Consider the following 14,238-nt stretch of genomic DNA (forward strand, 5'->3'; position numbering starts at 1 on the left):
TTCGGGGCTTCGGGATGGGACCTTGAATCTTCGGGGCTTGGGCGGGCTTGAGGCTTGATGCGGCTTTCAGAATCGTCAAGAACAAGTCCCACGGCCCCTTCGATAAAGGGGCCAGCGCCCGGCGTACCGTGCCGAAGGCAACCAACCTGCAGCGCGGGGATTTGCTGTTGCATGGCAGATCGCTTGCCATCCTCAGCCAGAGCCCCCTCCTCGAAGGGGACTCTTCGCGGGATCTGCCTCGCCGCGCCCTGCACGTCGCAGGCATTCCGCCCCGACCTACCTCACTGCGCGTTAGCCGGCGCTTATTTCGCCGCAACCACCTTGGCCGGCGCGGCGAACGGCTTCACGCCCAGGGCGTCGTAGACCTCGCTCGGGTAGTAGGCGGTATCGCCCTGCAGCACCAGCGAGACCTTGCGGATGTCGGCGATGTCGCGGGTCGGGTCGCCGTCGATCAGGATGAGGTCGGCGCGCTTGCCGGCGGTCACCGAGCCGCGGTCGTCGAGCACGCGGGCGACCTTGGCGGCGTTCCAGGTCGCGACCTGCAAGGCCTGCGACGGAGTCAGGCCGGCGCGCACGTACAGGGCCAGTTCGTGCTGCAGGGTGAAGCCGGGCACTTCGTCGGTGCCGGCCAGCAGCGGCACGCCGGCCTTGTAGGCGCGGCCGACGAACTCGACCGCCTTGGCGTAGGACTTGTCGTAGCGCGCCGCGGTCGCGTCGTCGGGGATGTTCATCTCGGCCGAGCGACGGCCGCGCTGAACGTCCGGCGGCAGGTGGTCGGCGATGCCTTCGACGATCGGCGACAACTCGCCGTCGCGCTGATGCAGGAACTCGAAGGTCGCCAGGGTCGGGTCGATCGCGATCTGCTTCTTCGCCAGGGTCGCGATGAAGTCCTGCACCGGCTTGGAATCCAGGTCGAGGTCGGCGGCCTTGTCGGCGACCAGGTAGAAGCGCTGCAGGGTGCGGGTGTCGGTCTTGTCGTCGACGAAGAAATTCAACAGCAGCTGATTGACGTGCTGGACTTCGTCGTAGCCCTGGTCGACCACGTCCTGGGCGCGCATGAACGCCGGCACGTGGCCGCTGACGCGCAGGCCCTTGCTGTGCGCATAGGCCGCGGTCTCGCGCAGCAATTCCTTCGGGAACGAGTTGTAGATCTTGACCTGCGGATAGCCGTTGGCGGCGTACCAGTCGACCGCTGCCTTGGCCCCGGCGATGTCCTTGATGACGAAACCGTTGCGCGCGGAGAAATTGCTCTCGCCCTCGATGAAGCCGGCCGGCACCACGTTCGGCGACATCAAGGTGCCCGCCTTGATCTCGCCGATCATCTGCTGCAGGGTCGCGTTGTCGTTGCCCATGTCGCGCACGGTGGTCACGCCGGCGGCGATGTTGAGGCCGCCGTCCCAGCGCGACAGGTGGCCGTGCATGTCGAACAGGCCCGGCATCAGCACGCGGCCGCCGCCGTCGACGCTGCGGTCGTACTTCAGCGAGGCCGCGGCCTTACCGACCGAGACGATCTTGCCGTCGGTCACGACCACGTCGGTGGGCTCGCCGAGCTTGGCCTTCTCGCTGTCGAACACGCGCACCTCGCGCAGCACGGTGGTGCCGGCGAAGCGGTGGCCGAGTTTCTGCCGCAGCTCGACCAGCAGCTTGCCCTCGGCGGCTTTCTGGCGGGTTTCGAGGGCCGCGGCATTGGCCTGCCAGCCCTCCTCGATCAGCTGCAGGTAGCCGGGATAGATGAAGGCGAACAGGCGCGGTTCGGCGCCGGTGGTGGCCCAGGCGAAGTTCGGTGTGAAGCCCTGCCCGGTCATCGCCAGCAGCTGCACCTTCTCGGTCTTGCCGTCGCGGCTGACCTGCGCCTCGTCGATCTTGCGCGCGCTCAGGCTGCCGTTGGGCAGCAGCGGCAGCTTGCCGTCGCTGCGCTTGGCCAAGGCGTTGAGGATCACCGAGAAGCCGGCCGGGGTGCCGCCGAGCGGCGCGTACAGACCGGGGCCGGACACCGTCGCCTCGCCCGAATCCGACAGCGACTTCCACACCGCCTTGTCGCCGTCGCGGCGGAAGCTCTCGTCGACCTTGGCGCCGAAGGTCGACGTGCCTTGCACCTGGTAGGTCTGGTAGGTGCCGTCCTTCGCCAGGGTGTAGGTCTCCTTGAGCTCGGGGCCGCGGCCGTTGTCCTTGAAGATGAAGTCGACCGTGGTGGTGCCGTCGTCGGCGCGCGTCACCACCTGCTGGCCGGCCTGCTTGCCGCCGTCGACCAGGGCCAGGTAGCGCGTGGTCTCGGCCGCGAAGGCGCTGGCGGCGAAACCCGAGGCGAGGCAGACGGCAAGGGCCAGGCGGGCGACGCGCGGCAGGCGCGGTGCGCGCGGGGTCGGACGGGACATCGGCAGCTGAGGCATCGGATCGTGCTCCGGAAGAATGGGTAGGAATCGGAAAGAAGTAGTCGCAGAACCGTCAATCGTGATGGGTGACCATGAGGACGTAGCCGTCCGGGTCGCGGATCCGGAACTCGCCCTTGGGGCGGTAGAACGGATACGCCATCGCGCCGGCCTCGATGCCTGCGGCGAGCACGCGCTCGCGCATCGCCGCGACGTCGTCGCAATAGAGATAGAACAGCACCGCCTGGACGGTGTCGTCGACCGGGCCGTCGGCCAGCACCAGCATCAGCTCGGCGCCGCCGGGGCTGTGCAGGAACACCCAGACGGGGTCGTCGCCGCAGGAGGGCTCGTGGTGGGTGTTGGCGACCTCGAAGCCGAAGGTGGCGTAGAAGGCTACCGCGCGCGGGACCTGGGCGACGTGCAGCATCGGCACGAAACGCTGTGCGTTCGGCGCCGTCATGGCGTCCGTCCGGGCGCTCGTCCTGTGTGTCGGCTGCCCCTCGCCATCGCCCCGCTCCTGGTGAACTGCGCCGGAGTGTAAACCGGCCGCGTCCGGCGAACCTGGCCCCTTGGTCATGTTCTGGCAGCCGCAGCAAGCCTGTCCGGGGCGGCCATGCCTTTCGTCACGGGCCGCCCCGGCCCGGGGTCGGTTAGGCTTTAAGGTTCCTATTGACGAGGTTCCGCACGATGAAGCATCCCCTCGCGCTGGCGCTGGCCGTGGCCCTGTTCGCCACCGGTACCAGCCTTGCCCACAATGCCCAGGCCCAGACCAAAGCAGACCAAGCCGTGACCGCCAACGCTCGATCGAACGCGAACCCGTTCTTCCAGGAGAGCCCGCTGCCGCTGCAGTTCCCGCAGTTCGACAAGATCAAGGACGCCGATTTCGCGCCGGCCTTCGATCGCGGCATGGCCGACCAGCTCAAGGAGATCGACGCGATCGCCAACAACGCCGACGCGCCCAGCTTCGACAACACCATCCTGGCGCTGGAGCGCTCGGGTCGCATCCTGGCCCGCTCCTCGTCGACCTTCTTCAACCTGATGAGCACCGACACCAACCCGGTGCGGCAGAAGCTCATGCAGGAATACGCGCCGAAGATGTCGGCGCACCGCGATGCGATCAACCTCAATCCCAAGCTGTTCGCGCGCATCAAGACCCTTTACGGCCAGCGCGACAAGCTCGGCCTGGACGCCGAGGGCGTGCGCCTGGTCGAGCGTTACTACACCGACTTCGTCCGCGGCGGCGCCAACCTCAGCGACGCGCAGAAGACCCGGCTGAAGGCGATCAACGCCGAACTGGCCGAGCTGGGCGCGAAGTTCAGCGAGAACGTGCTCGAAGAGGTCAAGGACTCGGCCATCGTCGTCGACACCAAGGCCGAACTCGACGGCCTGTCCGACGAGCGCATCGCCGCCGCGGCCGAAGCGGCCAAGGCGCGCAAGCTCGAAGGCAAGTACCTGCTGACCCTGCTCAACACCACCGGCCAGCCGCCGGAAACCGACCTGACCAACCGCGCCCTGCGCGAGAAGCTGCACAAAGCCTCGGTCGCGCGCAACAGCCGCGGCAACGCCTTCGACAACACCGAGCTGGTGTCCAAGGTCGTCACCCTGCGCACCGAGCGCGCCAAGATGCAGGGCTACCCGAACTACGCCGCCTACGTGCTCGAGGACGAGACCGCCAAGAACCCCGAGGCGGTCAACAAGATGCTCGGCCAGCTCGCGCCGGCCGCGATCGCCAACGCCCAGCGCGAGGCGGCCGACCTGCAGGCGATGATCGACAAGGAACAGGCCGCCAAGGGCGAGAAGAGCTTCAAGCTCGAGCCCTGGGACTGGGCGTTCTACGCCGAGAAGGTGCGCAAGGAAAAGTTCGCGTTCGACGAAGCCCAGCTCAAGCCCTACTTCGAGATGAAGAACGTGCTCGAGAACGGCGTATTCTATGCCGCCGGCCAGCTCTACGGCTTGAAGTTCAAGCAGCGCACCGACCTGCCGCTGTACCGCCCGGACACCACCGTCTACGACGTGTTCGATGCCGACGGCAAGCAACTGGCGATCTTCATCGCCGACATGTACGCGCGCGATTCCAAGCGCGGCGGCGCCTGGATGAACTCCTACGTCGACCAGTCGGAACTGTTCGGCACCCTGCCGGTGGTGGCCAACCACCTCAACATCCCGGCGCCGCCGGCCGGCAAGCCGACGCTGATGACCTGGGACGAGGTCACCACCATGTTCCACGAGTTCGGCCACGCCCTGCACGGCATGTTCTCGAAGGTGAAATACCCCTATTTCTCCGGCACCAACGTGCCGCGCGACTTCGTCGAGTTCCCCTCGCAGGTCAACGAGATGTGGGCCGACTGGCCGTCGGTGCTGGCCAACTACGCCAAGCACTACCAGACCGGCGAGCCGATGCCGAAGGAACTGCTCGACAAGGTCCTGGCCGCCTCCAAGTTCAACCAGGGCTTCACCACCACCGAATACCTCGGCGCGGCGATGCTCGACCAGAACCTGCACCAGATCGGCGACGCCGCGCAGGTGCCGAAGGCCAACGACGTGATGCCCTTCGAGACCGCCTCGCTGAAGAAGGACGGCATCTACTACGCGCCGGTCCCGCCGCGTTACCGCACCCCGTACTTCAGCCACATCATGGGCGGCTACGCGGCCGGCTACTACGCCTACATCTGGTCGGAAGTGCTGGACGCGAACACGGTCGAGTGGATCAAGCAGCACGGCGGCCTGACCCGCGAGAACGGCGACCGCTTCCGCGCCACCCTGCTTTCGCGCGGCGGCAGCAAGGACGCCCTGCAGCTGTTCCGCGATTTCGCCGGCCATGAGCCGAAGATCGAGCCCCTGCTGGAGCGCCGTGGCCTGACCGCCCCGGCCGCCGGCGAGCCCAAGAATAAATAATTCAGGCTAGTCCCAGGCTGTTTGCCAACCAAGGCCGCCCACCTGTCCGGTGGGCGGCCTTTTTGTCGTTGGAAGGCACATGACAACCGTTATCTCGATCTAAAGAATTCCAAAGAAATTACGCACTTCCGGCGAAGCTCGACTTATGTCACATTCGGTCCAAGTGGAGCCCAACTAACCTGATTTTGGATATCGACCGGGCCGTCGCGCGCAAGCGCAACGGCAGGAAGTCCGATCAACAGGGGGACATCAGGATGGCCGCCATCTCCGTGGTCCAAGCTGCAAGCTCGTCCGGCACCGGCTCCAACCGCAACGACCGCCGCATCGCGCTGGTCGAACGCGACCCGCTGTTGAGACAGCAGATCCTGCACTCGCTGCAGATGCGCCAGTTCGCGGTGGTCGAATGCGCGAACGCCACCGCCCTGTACCGCAATCTGCTCAGTTCGCCCTGCGACATCGCGGTGATCGCCAGCGACCTGCCCGACGACGATCCGCGCACCCTCGCCCTGCACCTGCGCCAGCATTCCGACATCGGCATCGTCATGCTCGATGCCGATGCCGACGGCAGCCGCCACGCCGACTCGTATCGCGAGATCGCCGACGCCTGCTTCGCCAAGCCGGTCGACCTCGATGGACTCGCCGCGGTCGTCACCGCGATGCACAGCCTGCAGCACCACATGCGCGCGATGCCCACGCGCAGCGGCGCCGGCCTGAGCGAATGGGAACTCGCGCTCGACGGCTGGACCCTGCGCACGCCCGACGGTTCCTCGATCGACCTCAGCGCACCCGAGCGCAGCGTGCTGTTGCGCCTGGTCAATACCGGCGCCGGCGGTCATCCGGTCTCGCACGACAGCCTGATCGGTTCGTTGACCAGCGACGTCTACGATTTCGACCCGCACCGGCTCGAAATGCTTATCTACCGTCTGCGCAAGAAAGTCGCGCTGATGAGTCCCCTGCCGTTGCCTCTGCGCGCCGTGCGCGGCATGGGTTATCTATGCACCATCGTGCGTTCGAACCATTGAACAGTCACCAGCGACTTTCATAACGGCCGCAGGGGGCGGCCGAACCCGGGGCCGTACACGTCATTTACCTGCGTGAGCGCACGTGAGTGAACGTGATGCTGCATGAGTGTATTGCGTAGATGGGCTGCCTAGCCTGCATCAGCCGATGGCCGTCGCGCCAGCGAACGCGGCGGCCGTGTGATACCGGGGACAGAGAACGAATCGCGGCCGCGATGGCCGGCTTGCGTGTGCTCCGTCTCGCGCTGTCGATCGGCTCACCGCATCGATCGTAGACGGAGACTGTTGCCATGAATCAGCGCGACACGCAGAACGGAACTCTTCCGGCCGCCGCATCCGCCGCCGGGTACGACATTCGCAGCCGCAGCGTCGGACTGACGCGCACTTCGCTGTTCCGATCGACCGCCTGTTGGTGCCTGGCGCTGAGCCTGGCGGCCACGCCGCTGCTCGCCGGCGCCGCCGAAGACGGTTCGGCACTGTCGGCGCCGGCCATCGAGATGAGCGCACAGAGCGGCGAGCAGACCTCGTCTTCGTCGCCCGAACAGACCGCCGCCAGCGACGAATTGCTCGACGAGGAAGCGCCGCTGCTGCCGCTGGTGTTCGACGGCATTCCGAACAGCTCCACCTGGGATTCGATGGCCTTCGACGACGGCGGCATGGCCTCGCCGATGAGCGTGATCCAGCCGCCCGATCCGCTCAACAACAGCCTGCCCGGCATCAGCGCGTACCTGAGCAATTGGTTGCTCGGCAACGACTATCAGGCCTGCGGCCTGCTCGGCAGCGGCTGCCTGACCATCGACCGGGCCAACTTCAACTATTCGTATCTGTCGCTGATCCTCAACCTGGTGCAGGCGCCGAACGTGCTCGACCTGGACGGCAATCAGCCGGCCAACCACCTGACCCTGATCGGCGCGGTGCATTCCGACAGCTACATCCAGTTCCAGGACAGCAACTACACCGGCAACAACAACAACGCCTCGTGCGTGATCATCGGCCTGGCCTGCACCTGGCGCACCAACCCGGCGCAGAACAACCAGGTCATCATCGGCGACGGCAGCTACGCCAACGGGTCCAACACCATCGTCATGGGCACCAACGCCCGCCATCAGCTGCCGACCGTCACCGCCGCCTCGCAAGGCTTCACCGGCGGCCCCGACACCAACTACGCCGCGCGCCTGGGCAACTCGGTGTTGATCGGCGACAACACCTTCGGCAACGCCAACCGCCAGACCATTCTCGGCTTCGGCGCCACCTCGACCCACGCCGACAGCATCGCGCTCGGCGCCGGTTCCAGCACCGCGATCGGCGCCCAGACCGGCTATACCGCGTTCGGCCTGGTCGCCCCGCAGAACTCGGCCGGCGAACTGTCGATCGGCTCGGCCGGCGCGGCCCGCAAACTGACCAATCTGGCCGCCGGCAGCCTCGCCACCGACGCGGTCAACGTGGCCCAGTTGCAGGGCGCACTCGCCAACGCCGCGGCCGATCCGTTCGCGGTCAAGTACGACGACCTCGGCGGCACGCCCGACTTCGGCAACGTCACCCTGCAGGGCGCGGGCGGCACCATCGTGTCCAACCTAGGCGCCGGCGTCGTCGCCGCCGGCAGCACCCAGGCGGTCAACGGCAGCCAGATCTTCGCGATCAGCCAGTCCAATGCGCAGCGCCTCGGCGCCGGCGCTTCGGTCGCGGCCGACGGCACCGTCACCGCGCCGAACTTCATCATCGACGGCAACGGCTACAACAACGCCGGCGACGCCTTCGCCGCGGTCAACGCCGGCATGGCCAACGCCGACGCCTTCGCCGTGCAATACGACGACGACGGCAGCGGCAATCCGGATTACACCCGCGCCACCCTGAGCGGCCCGGCCGGGACCGGTACCCTGATCGGCAACCTCGCCGCCGGCCAGATCGCCGCCGGCAGCCTGGAGGCCGTCAACGGCGGCCAGATCTTCGGCATCGGCAGCTCGGTGGCGAACCTGCTCGGCGGCGGCACGGTGTTCAACGCCGGCGGCACCTTCACCGCGCCGAACTACGTCATCGGCGGCAACAGCTACAACAACGTCGGCGCCGCACTGACCGCGCTCGACGGCGGCCTGACCGGCAGCAATGCCTTCGCCGTGCGCTACGACGACGACGGCAGCGGCAACCCGGACTACGGCAACATCACCCTGCAGGGCCCGGCCGGCACCGGCACGGTGATCGACAACCTCGCCGGCGGCCAGATCGCGGCCGGCAGCCTGCAGGCGATCAACGGCGGGCAGTTGTTCAGTCTCGGTACCTCGACCGCGGCGCTGTTCGGCGGCGGCGCCACCTTCAACGCCGGCGGCGGCTTCACCGCGCCGAACTACGTGATCGGCGGCAACACCTACAACGATGTCGGCGCGGCCCTGAGCGCGCTCGACGGCGGCCTCGCCGGCAACGACGCCTTCGCCCTCAAGTACGACGACGACGGCAGCGGCAACCCCGACTACACCCGCGCCACCCTGCAAGGTCCGGCCGGCACCGGCACGATCCTGGACAACGTCGCCGGCGGCCAGATCGCCGCCGGCAGCCTGGAAGCGATCAACGGCGGCCAGGTGCAGGGCTTCGGCGACGGCATCGCCTCGATCTTCGGCGCCGGCGCCAGCTTCAGCGGCGGGATTTTCGGCGCGCCGAGCTTCACCGTGCAGGGCGGCAGCTACCAGGACGTCGGCGCCGCCTTCGCCGCGGTCGACGCCAGCCTGACCACCATCAACAACCGCATCGACAATCTGCCGCCGGGCGGAACCTCCGAACCGCGCATCGCCATCGACGGGGCCGGCAACGCCACGGTCGCCACCGGCACCCGCGCGATCGCCGCGGGCGCCAGCGCCAGCGCCATGGGCCAGCATGCCGTCGCAGTCGGCGGCGACGCCTACGCCGCCGGCGACAACGACACCGCGATCGGCGGCAATGCGCGGGTCAACGCCGACGGCAGCACCGCGGTCGGCGCCAACAGCACCATCGCGGCGGGGGCGACCAATGCGGTCGCGGTCGGCGAAAGCGCCAGCGTCACCGCGTCGGGCGCGGTCGCGCTCGGCCAGGGCGCGGTGGCCGACCGCGCCAATACGGTGTCGGTGGGCAACGCCGGCGCGCAGCGCCAGATCGTCAACGTCGCCGCCGGCAGCCAGGATAACGATGCGGTCAACGTCGCCCAGTTGCGCTCCTCGCAGGCCGGCACGGTGCGCTACGACACCAACGTCGACGGCAGCGTCAACACCACCCAGGTGACCCTCAACAACGGCGGCAGCTCGGTGCAGATCCGCAACGTCCGCGCCGGCACCTCCAACACCGACGCGGTCAACGTCCAGCAGCTCAACGACGGGGTCAACCGCGCCATCACCACCTCCAACCAGTACACCGACAACTGGGGCAACAACCTGCGCCAGGAAATCGGCCAGCTCGACGACAAGGCCAGCGCCGGCGTCGCTTCGGCGATGGCGGTCGCGGGCCTGCCGCAGTCGTACATGCCCGGCAAGAGCATGGCGGCGATCGCGGCGAGCTCGTTCCGCGGCGAAACCGGCTTCGCGATCGGCGTCTCGACGATCAGCGAGGACGGCCGCTGGGTCTATAAATTCTCCGGCAACAGCAACTCCAAGGGCGATGTCGGCGTGACCGTCGGCGCCGGCCTGATGTGGTGAGCCCGGAATCCTGACCTCCCCCCGGCGACCGCGCGCGCCCCGCCGTGGTTCGCCAGGCCGCCCGAAGCGATTCGGGCGGCTTTCTTTATCGCGCGCTCGCTGCCGCGGCGCGGCCGGGCTTGGATCGCCGCCGCGGCGCCGCCATCTAGGGTTCAGCCCCGCCGAGCCCGCGACCCCGCCTATGAACCCGAACGCCGCCGACAACCGCGATGCGCATACCGCCGCCCAGGCCCTGTACGAGTGGCTGCGTCCGCACCGCCGGGTGTTCGTACTGACCGGCGCCGGCCTGAGCACCGGCTCGGGCATCCCGCATTACCGCGACGAGAACGGCGCCTGGCAACGCAAGCCGCCGATCGATTTTCGCGCCTTCGTCGGCGATGCCCGCGCTCGTGCCCGGTACTGGGCGCGCAGCTTCGTCGGCTGGCCCTCGTTCGCCGGCGCGCGGCCCAACGGCGGCCATCAGGCTTTGGCGCGGTGGCAGGAGCGCGACGGCCGGCATGCGCTGGTGACCCAGAACGTAGACGGTCTGCATGCGCGCGCCGGCAGCCGCGACGTGGTCGATCTGCACGGCTGCCTGGACGAGATCGTCTGCCTCGACTGCGGCGCGCGGCGCGCACGCGAATCGGTGCAGGCCGAGTTGGCCGAGCGCAATCCGGGCTGGGCCGGGCTCGGCGCGGCGGCCCTGCCCGACGGCGACGCCGACCTGGAGGGCGTGGAATTCGAGCGCTTCGCCACGCCGGTGTGCGAGCACTGCGGCGGCATGGTCAAGCCCGACGTGGTGTTCTTCGGCGAGAACGTGCCGCGTGCGCGCGTCGCCGCGGCCCAGCAGGCCCTGACCGAAGCCGACGCGATGCTGGTGATCGGCTCGTCGCTGATGGTCTATTCGGGCTTCCGCTTCGCCCGCGCCGCGCGCGAGGCCGGCCTGCCGCTGGCCCTGCTCAACCGCGGCGTGACCCGCGCCGACGGCATCGCCACGCTCAAGCTCGAAGCCGATTGCGCGGCCACGTTGGAGGCGGCGTTGGGGTGAGTTCGGGTTCGGGTTCGGGTTCGGGTTCGGGTTCGGGACTCGGAAAACGATACCCACGACTGTAGGAGCGGCGTGAGCCGCGACCGACCGAAAAAGTTAACGCCAGCGCCGCAACCGAAGCCCGGACACTCGGTTTTATTTTCATACGTCACAGCCTTCAGCTGCGAACGAAGACGCGGCATTCACCGCTTCGCCCGTCGCGGCTCGCGTCGCTCCTACCCAGAAGCGGTGCGCTGACTTCGCCGTGCGCTGTCTGCCCGCAAGCGGCGCTGCCGCTCAGGGCGTCGGCCGCCGGTCGATGCGGCTGTGCTGGAGAAACAGCTTGCGCGCGGCCACGCCGATGTCGGGCTGGTCGATGAAGAAACCCTGCACGCCGAGGCTGTAGAGCTGCAGGGCTTCGCCGAGCGCGCTCTGGGCCACGCCGCTGGCGGTCTCGCTCAGGAACGGTTCCTCGGCGCGCACCGTGTAGGGATGCACCTGCAGGCCGAGTTGCAGGGCGCGGCCGAGCACGGGATGGACGAAGCCGGTGTTGCGCGTCGCCAACAGGGGATGGCCGTCGCCGTCGGCATCGCGCTTGGCCGGCAGGGGCACGCGCGGCAGCAGGCTGCTCTTGGACGGGCCCAGGCCGGCGGCGTAGTTGGCACGCATCCAGCCCAGCGCGGCGCTCTCGGTCAACGCCCCGTAGCCGGTGCCGGCGCCGATGCCGCCCGGGATCGCCGCGCCCAGGCCGGCGTATAGCGCGCCGAGGTCGCTGCCGCGGGCGAGGTGATAGACGAAATCGTAGGGACGGTCGCGCTCGAAATCGCCGTACAACTGCACCAGCGGCAGGTCGATGCCGGCCTTCGGCAAAATCGTGCGCTTGAGCTCGATCAGGTTGGCGACCTCGAAACTCTGGATATACACCCGCGCCGGATCGGTGAAGCCCTCGGCGACCAGGGTCTGCACCAGCTTCTCGCCGAGCGAAACGTGGATCGGAGTGCCGTCGATGCGCTTGCCTTCGAGCGCGAACCAGGTCGGGTGCTTGGTCTCGGGATAGATGCCGATGACCCGGCCGTCGCGGCTGTGCTCCTTGGCGAGGGCGATCACCTCGCGCAGGGTCGCGATCTCGAACCGGCCGTCGAAGCGCTGGTTGCCGGGACGGATCTGCGGGATACGCTCGCGTGCGCGCAGAGTCTTGAGTTCGGCCAGGGTGAAGTCTTCGGTGAACCAGCCGGTCAGGGTCTCGCCGTCGATGACCTTGCTGACCCGGCGGTCGGCGAACTCGGGGTGATCGGCGACGTCGGTGGTGCCGGAGATTTCGTTCTCGTGGCGCACCACCAATTCGCCGTCGCGGGTCGCGACCAGGTCCGGCTCGATGAAGTCGGCGCCCTGCCGGATCGCCAGCCGATAGGCCTCGAGCGTGTGCTCGGGGCGATAGCCGCTGGCGCCGCGGTGGGCGATCACGATCAGGCGCGGGGCGGCGGCGGTATGCACGGCGGGCGCAGGCTCCGGGGCAGCGGGGGTGACGGCTGCGGCGTGGGCCGCCGCGCCGCACAGGACGCCGCAGACGATCCAGGCCAGTCTAAGAGATGTAGTGCGCTTCACCGTCGATTCTCCACGAGTTCGTTGCATTCGTGCCTCTGCACGGCCGAGGCCACCGGGCCGGCGCGTCCGCCGCACCCGACCCGCCATCATCCGGCCCGGGCATTGCCGCGATTTGACCGAGCCGGCCCAGAACGGTCCCGTATTGAAGCGCGGCCCGCCGCAGCCGCTATGATGCGGCGATCATTCGGGGAGAGCGTTCGATGAGCCTGGTGGCCAAGGTATTCCGGCACAAGTCGGTGGAACAACTGCAGGCCGAGGCCAGCAAACGTACGGATTTCCGCCGCGTGCTCGGGCTGTGGCAGCTCACCGCGATCGGCATCGGCGGCATCATCGGCGTCGGCGTGTTCGTCCTCGCCGGCCACGAAGCGGCGACCAACGCCGGCCCCGCTGTCGCCCTGGCCTTCCTGCTCGCCGGCATCGCCAGCGCCGCCGCGGCGCTGTGCTACGCCGAATTCGCCGGCATGATCCCGGTCACCGGCAGCGCCTATACCTACAGCTACGCCACCCTCGGCGAACTGCCGGCCTGGCTGATCGGCTGGGACCTGTTGCTCGAATACGCGCTGATCGTGGCGGTGGTCGCGATCGGCTGGTCCGGCTATGTCCAGGCCCTGCTCGGCAGCGCCGGCTTTCATCTGCCGGTGTGGGCGCAAGGCGCCATCGGCACCGGCGAAGGCCGGGTGTTCAACCTGATCGCGGCGCTGGCCACGCTCGGCGTGTCGGCGCTGCTGGTGTTCCGCACCGAGTGGGGCGCGCGCTTCAACACCCTGATCGTCGCGATCAAGGTCATCGCGGTGGTGCTGGTGATCGGCGTCGGCGCGTTCTACATCGACCCGGCCAACTGGGTGCCGTTCATCCCCGAGCGCGTCGTCGACGCCAACGGCGTCGGTCACTTCGGCCTGCAGGGCGTGGCGACCGCCGCGGCGGTGGTGTTCTTCGCAGTGTTCGGCTACGACACCCTGACCACCGCGGCCGAGGAGTCCAAGAACCCGCAGCGCGACCTGCCGCGCGCGGTGCTGCTGTCGCTGGGCGTGTCGATGGCGCTGTACCTGGCGGTGTCGCTGGTGCTGACCGGCATCGCCCCCTACACCACCCTCGGCGGCGACGCCCCGGTCTCGGAAGCCTTCACCCGCCTCGGCCTGCCGTGGATCGCCGCGGCCATCTCGGTCTCGGCGGTGATCGGCATCGCCAGCGTGCTGTTCGCCTTCATGCTCGGCGCGGCGCGGATCTGGTTCTCGCTGTCGCGCGACGGCCTGCTGCCGGGCTGGTTCGCCAAGATCCATCCCAAGTACGGCACCCCGCACCGCCCGACCATCGTGCTCGGCGTGTTCACCGCCCTGGTCGCCGGCTTCCTGCCGATCGGCGAGGTCGCCAAGCTGGTCAACATCGGCGTGCTCTCGGCCTTCATCGTCATCTGCGCCTCGGTGTGGGTGCTGCGCGTGCGCAAGCCCGACCTGCACCGCGCCTTCCGCACCCCGCTGGTGCCGCTGATCCCGATCATCGGCATCGGCTTCTCGATCTGGCTGCTGTCCGAGCTGGCTTTGGTGACCTGGCTGATCTTCCTGATCTGGGTCAGCCTGGGCCTGCTGGTGTATTTCGGCTACGGCATGCGGCATAGCAAGCTGGCGGCCGAGGGCTAGGAGCTAGAGCTAGGGATTAGGAACTAGGGATTAGGAACGAGGAAAGAGTGG

General features: G+C 68.3%; 8 protein-coding genes. 5 read left to right on the forward strand and 3 right to left on the reverse strand.

Annotated features, from left to right (window positions below; genetic code table 11):
• Positions 1-302: 302 nt before the first annotated feature.
• Positions 303-2,390 (reverse strand): amidohydrolase family protein, encoded by a 2,088-nt coding sequence (locus AC6CH2_RS04810; protein WP_498268144.1) that lies wholly within the window; start codon positions 2,388-2,390, stop codon positions 303-305.
• A gap of 55 nt (positions 2,391-2,445) precedes the next feature.
• Positions 2,446-2,829 (reverse strand): VOC family protein, encoded by a 384-nt coding sequence (locus AC6CH2_RS04815; RefSeq protein ID WP_498268145.1) that lies wholly within the window; start codon positions 2,827-2,829, stop codon positions 2,446-2,448.
• Between the two features lie 227 nt (positions 2,830-3,056).
• Between AC6CH2_RS04815 and AC6CH2_RS04820 the strand changes: the two genes are divergently transcribed.
• From AC6CH2_RS04820 to AC6CH2_RS04835, 4 genes are all read left to right on the forward strand, one after another.
• Positions 3,057-5,264, forward strand: coding sequence for a M3 family metallopeptidase (locus AC6CH2_RS04820; RefSeq protein ID WP_498268146.1), 2,208 nt, complete (start codon positions 3,057-3,059; stop codon positions 5,262-5,264).
• 254 nt (positions 5,265-5,518) lie between these two features.
• Complete coding sequence (locus AC6CH2_RS04825) at positions 5,519-6,286, forward strand: response regulator transcription factor (RefSeq protein ID WP_498268147.1); 768 nt, start codon at positions 5,519-5,521, stop codon at positions 6,284-6,286.
• Between the two features lie 287 nt (positions 6,287-6,573).
• Complete coding sequence (locus tag AC6CH2_RS04830) at positions 6,574-9,939, forward strand: YadA-like family protein (protein ID WP_498268148.1); 3,366 nt, start codon at positions 6,574-6,576, stop codon at positions 9,937-9,939.
• Between the two features lie 181 nt (positions 9,940-10,120).
• Positions 10,121-10,966 carry an NAD-dependent protein deacetylase gene (locus tag AC6CH2_RS04835; protein ID WP_498268149.1) on the forward strand — a complete coding sequence of 282 codons (846 nt, stop codon included), beginning with the start codon at positions 10,121-10,123 and terminating at the stop codon, positions 10,964-10,966.
• A 276-nt stretch (positions 10,967-11,242) separates the two neighbouring features.
• On the opposite strand, the gene AC6CH2_RS04840 is transcribed toward AC6CH2_RS04835, so the two are convergent.
• On the reverse strand, positions 11,243-12,550 hold the full coding sequence (locus AC6CH2_RS04840; protein ID WP_498268150.1) for a glycerophosphodiester phosphodiesterase family protein: 1,308 nt from the start codon (positions 12,548-12,550) through the stop codon (positions 11,243-11,245).
• Between the two features lie 200 nt (positions 12,551-12,750).
• On the opposite strand from AC6CH2_RS04840, the gene AC6CH2_RS04845 reads away from it, so the two are divergent.
• Entirely contained in the window at positions 12,751-14,187 is a 1,437-nt protein-coding gene (locus AC6CH2_RS04845) for an amino acid permease (protein WP_498268151.1), read from the forward strand.
• The last annotated feature ends 51 nt before the right edge of the window (positions 14,188-14,238 follow it).

Source organism: Lysobacter sp. GQ73, from assembly GCF_059758755.1.

What these genes read in the sequence shown, in the direction of transcription:
- AC6CH2_RS04810 (WP_498268144.1), bottom strand. Translation starts at nt 2,390, where the DNA reads ATGCCTCAGCTGCCGATGTCCCGTCCGACCCCGCGCGCACCGCGCCTG.
- AC6CH2_RS04815 (WP_498268145.1), bottom strand. Translation starts at nt 2,829, where the DNA reads ATGACGGCGCCGAACGCACAGCGTTTCGTGCCGATGCTGCACGTCGCC.
- AC6CH2_RS04820 (WP_498268146.1), top strand. Translation starts at nt 3,057, where the DNA reads ATGAAGCATCCCCTCGCGCTGGCGCTGGCCGTGGCCCTGTTCGCCACC.
- AC6CH2_RS04825 (WP_498268147.1), top strand. Translation starts at nt 5,519, where the DNA reads ATGGCCGCCATCTCCGTGGTCCAAGCTGCAAGCTCGTCCGGCACCGGC.
- AC6CH2_RS04830 (WP_498268148.1), top strand. Translation starts at nt 6,574, where the DNA reads ATGAATCAGCGCGACACGCAGAACGGAACTCTTCCGGCCGCCGCATCC.
- AC6CH2_RS04835 (WP_498268149.1), top strand. Translation starts at nt 10,121, where the DNA reads ATGAACCCGAACGCCGCCGACAACCGCGATGCGCATACCGCCGCCCAG.
- AC6CH2_RS04845 (WP_498268151.1), top strand. Translation starts at nt 12,751, where the DNA reads ATGAGCCTGGTGGCCAAGGTATTCCGGCACAAGTCGGTGGAACAACTG.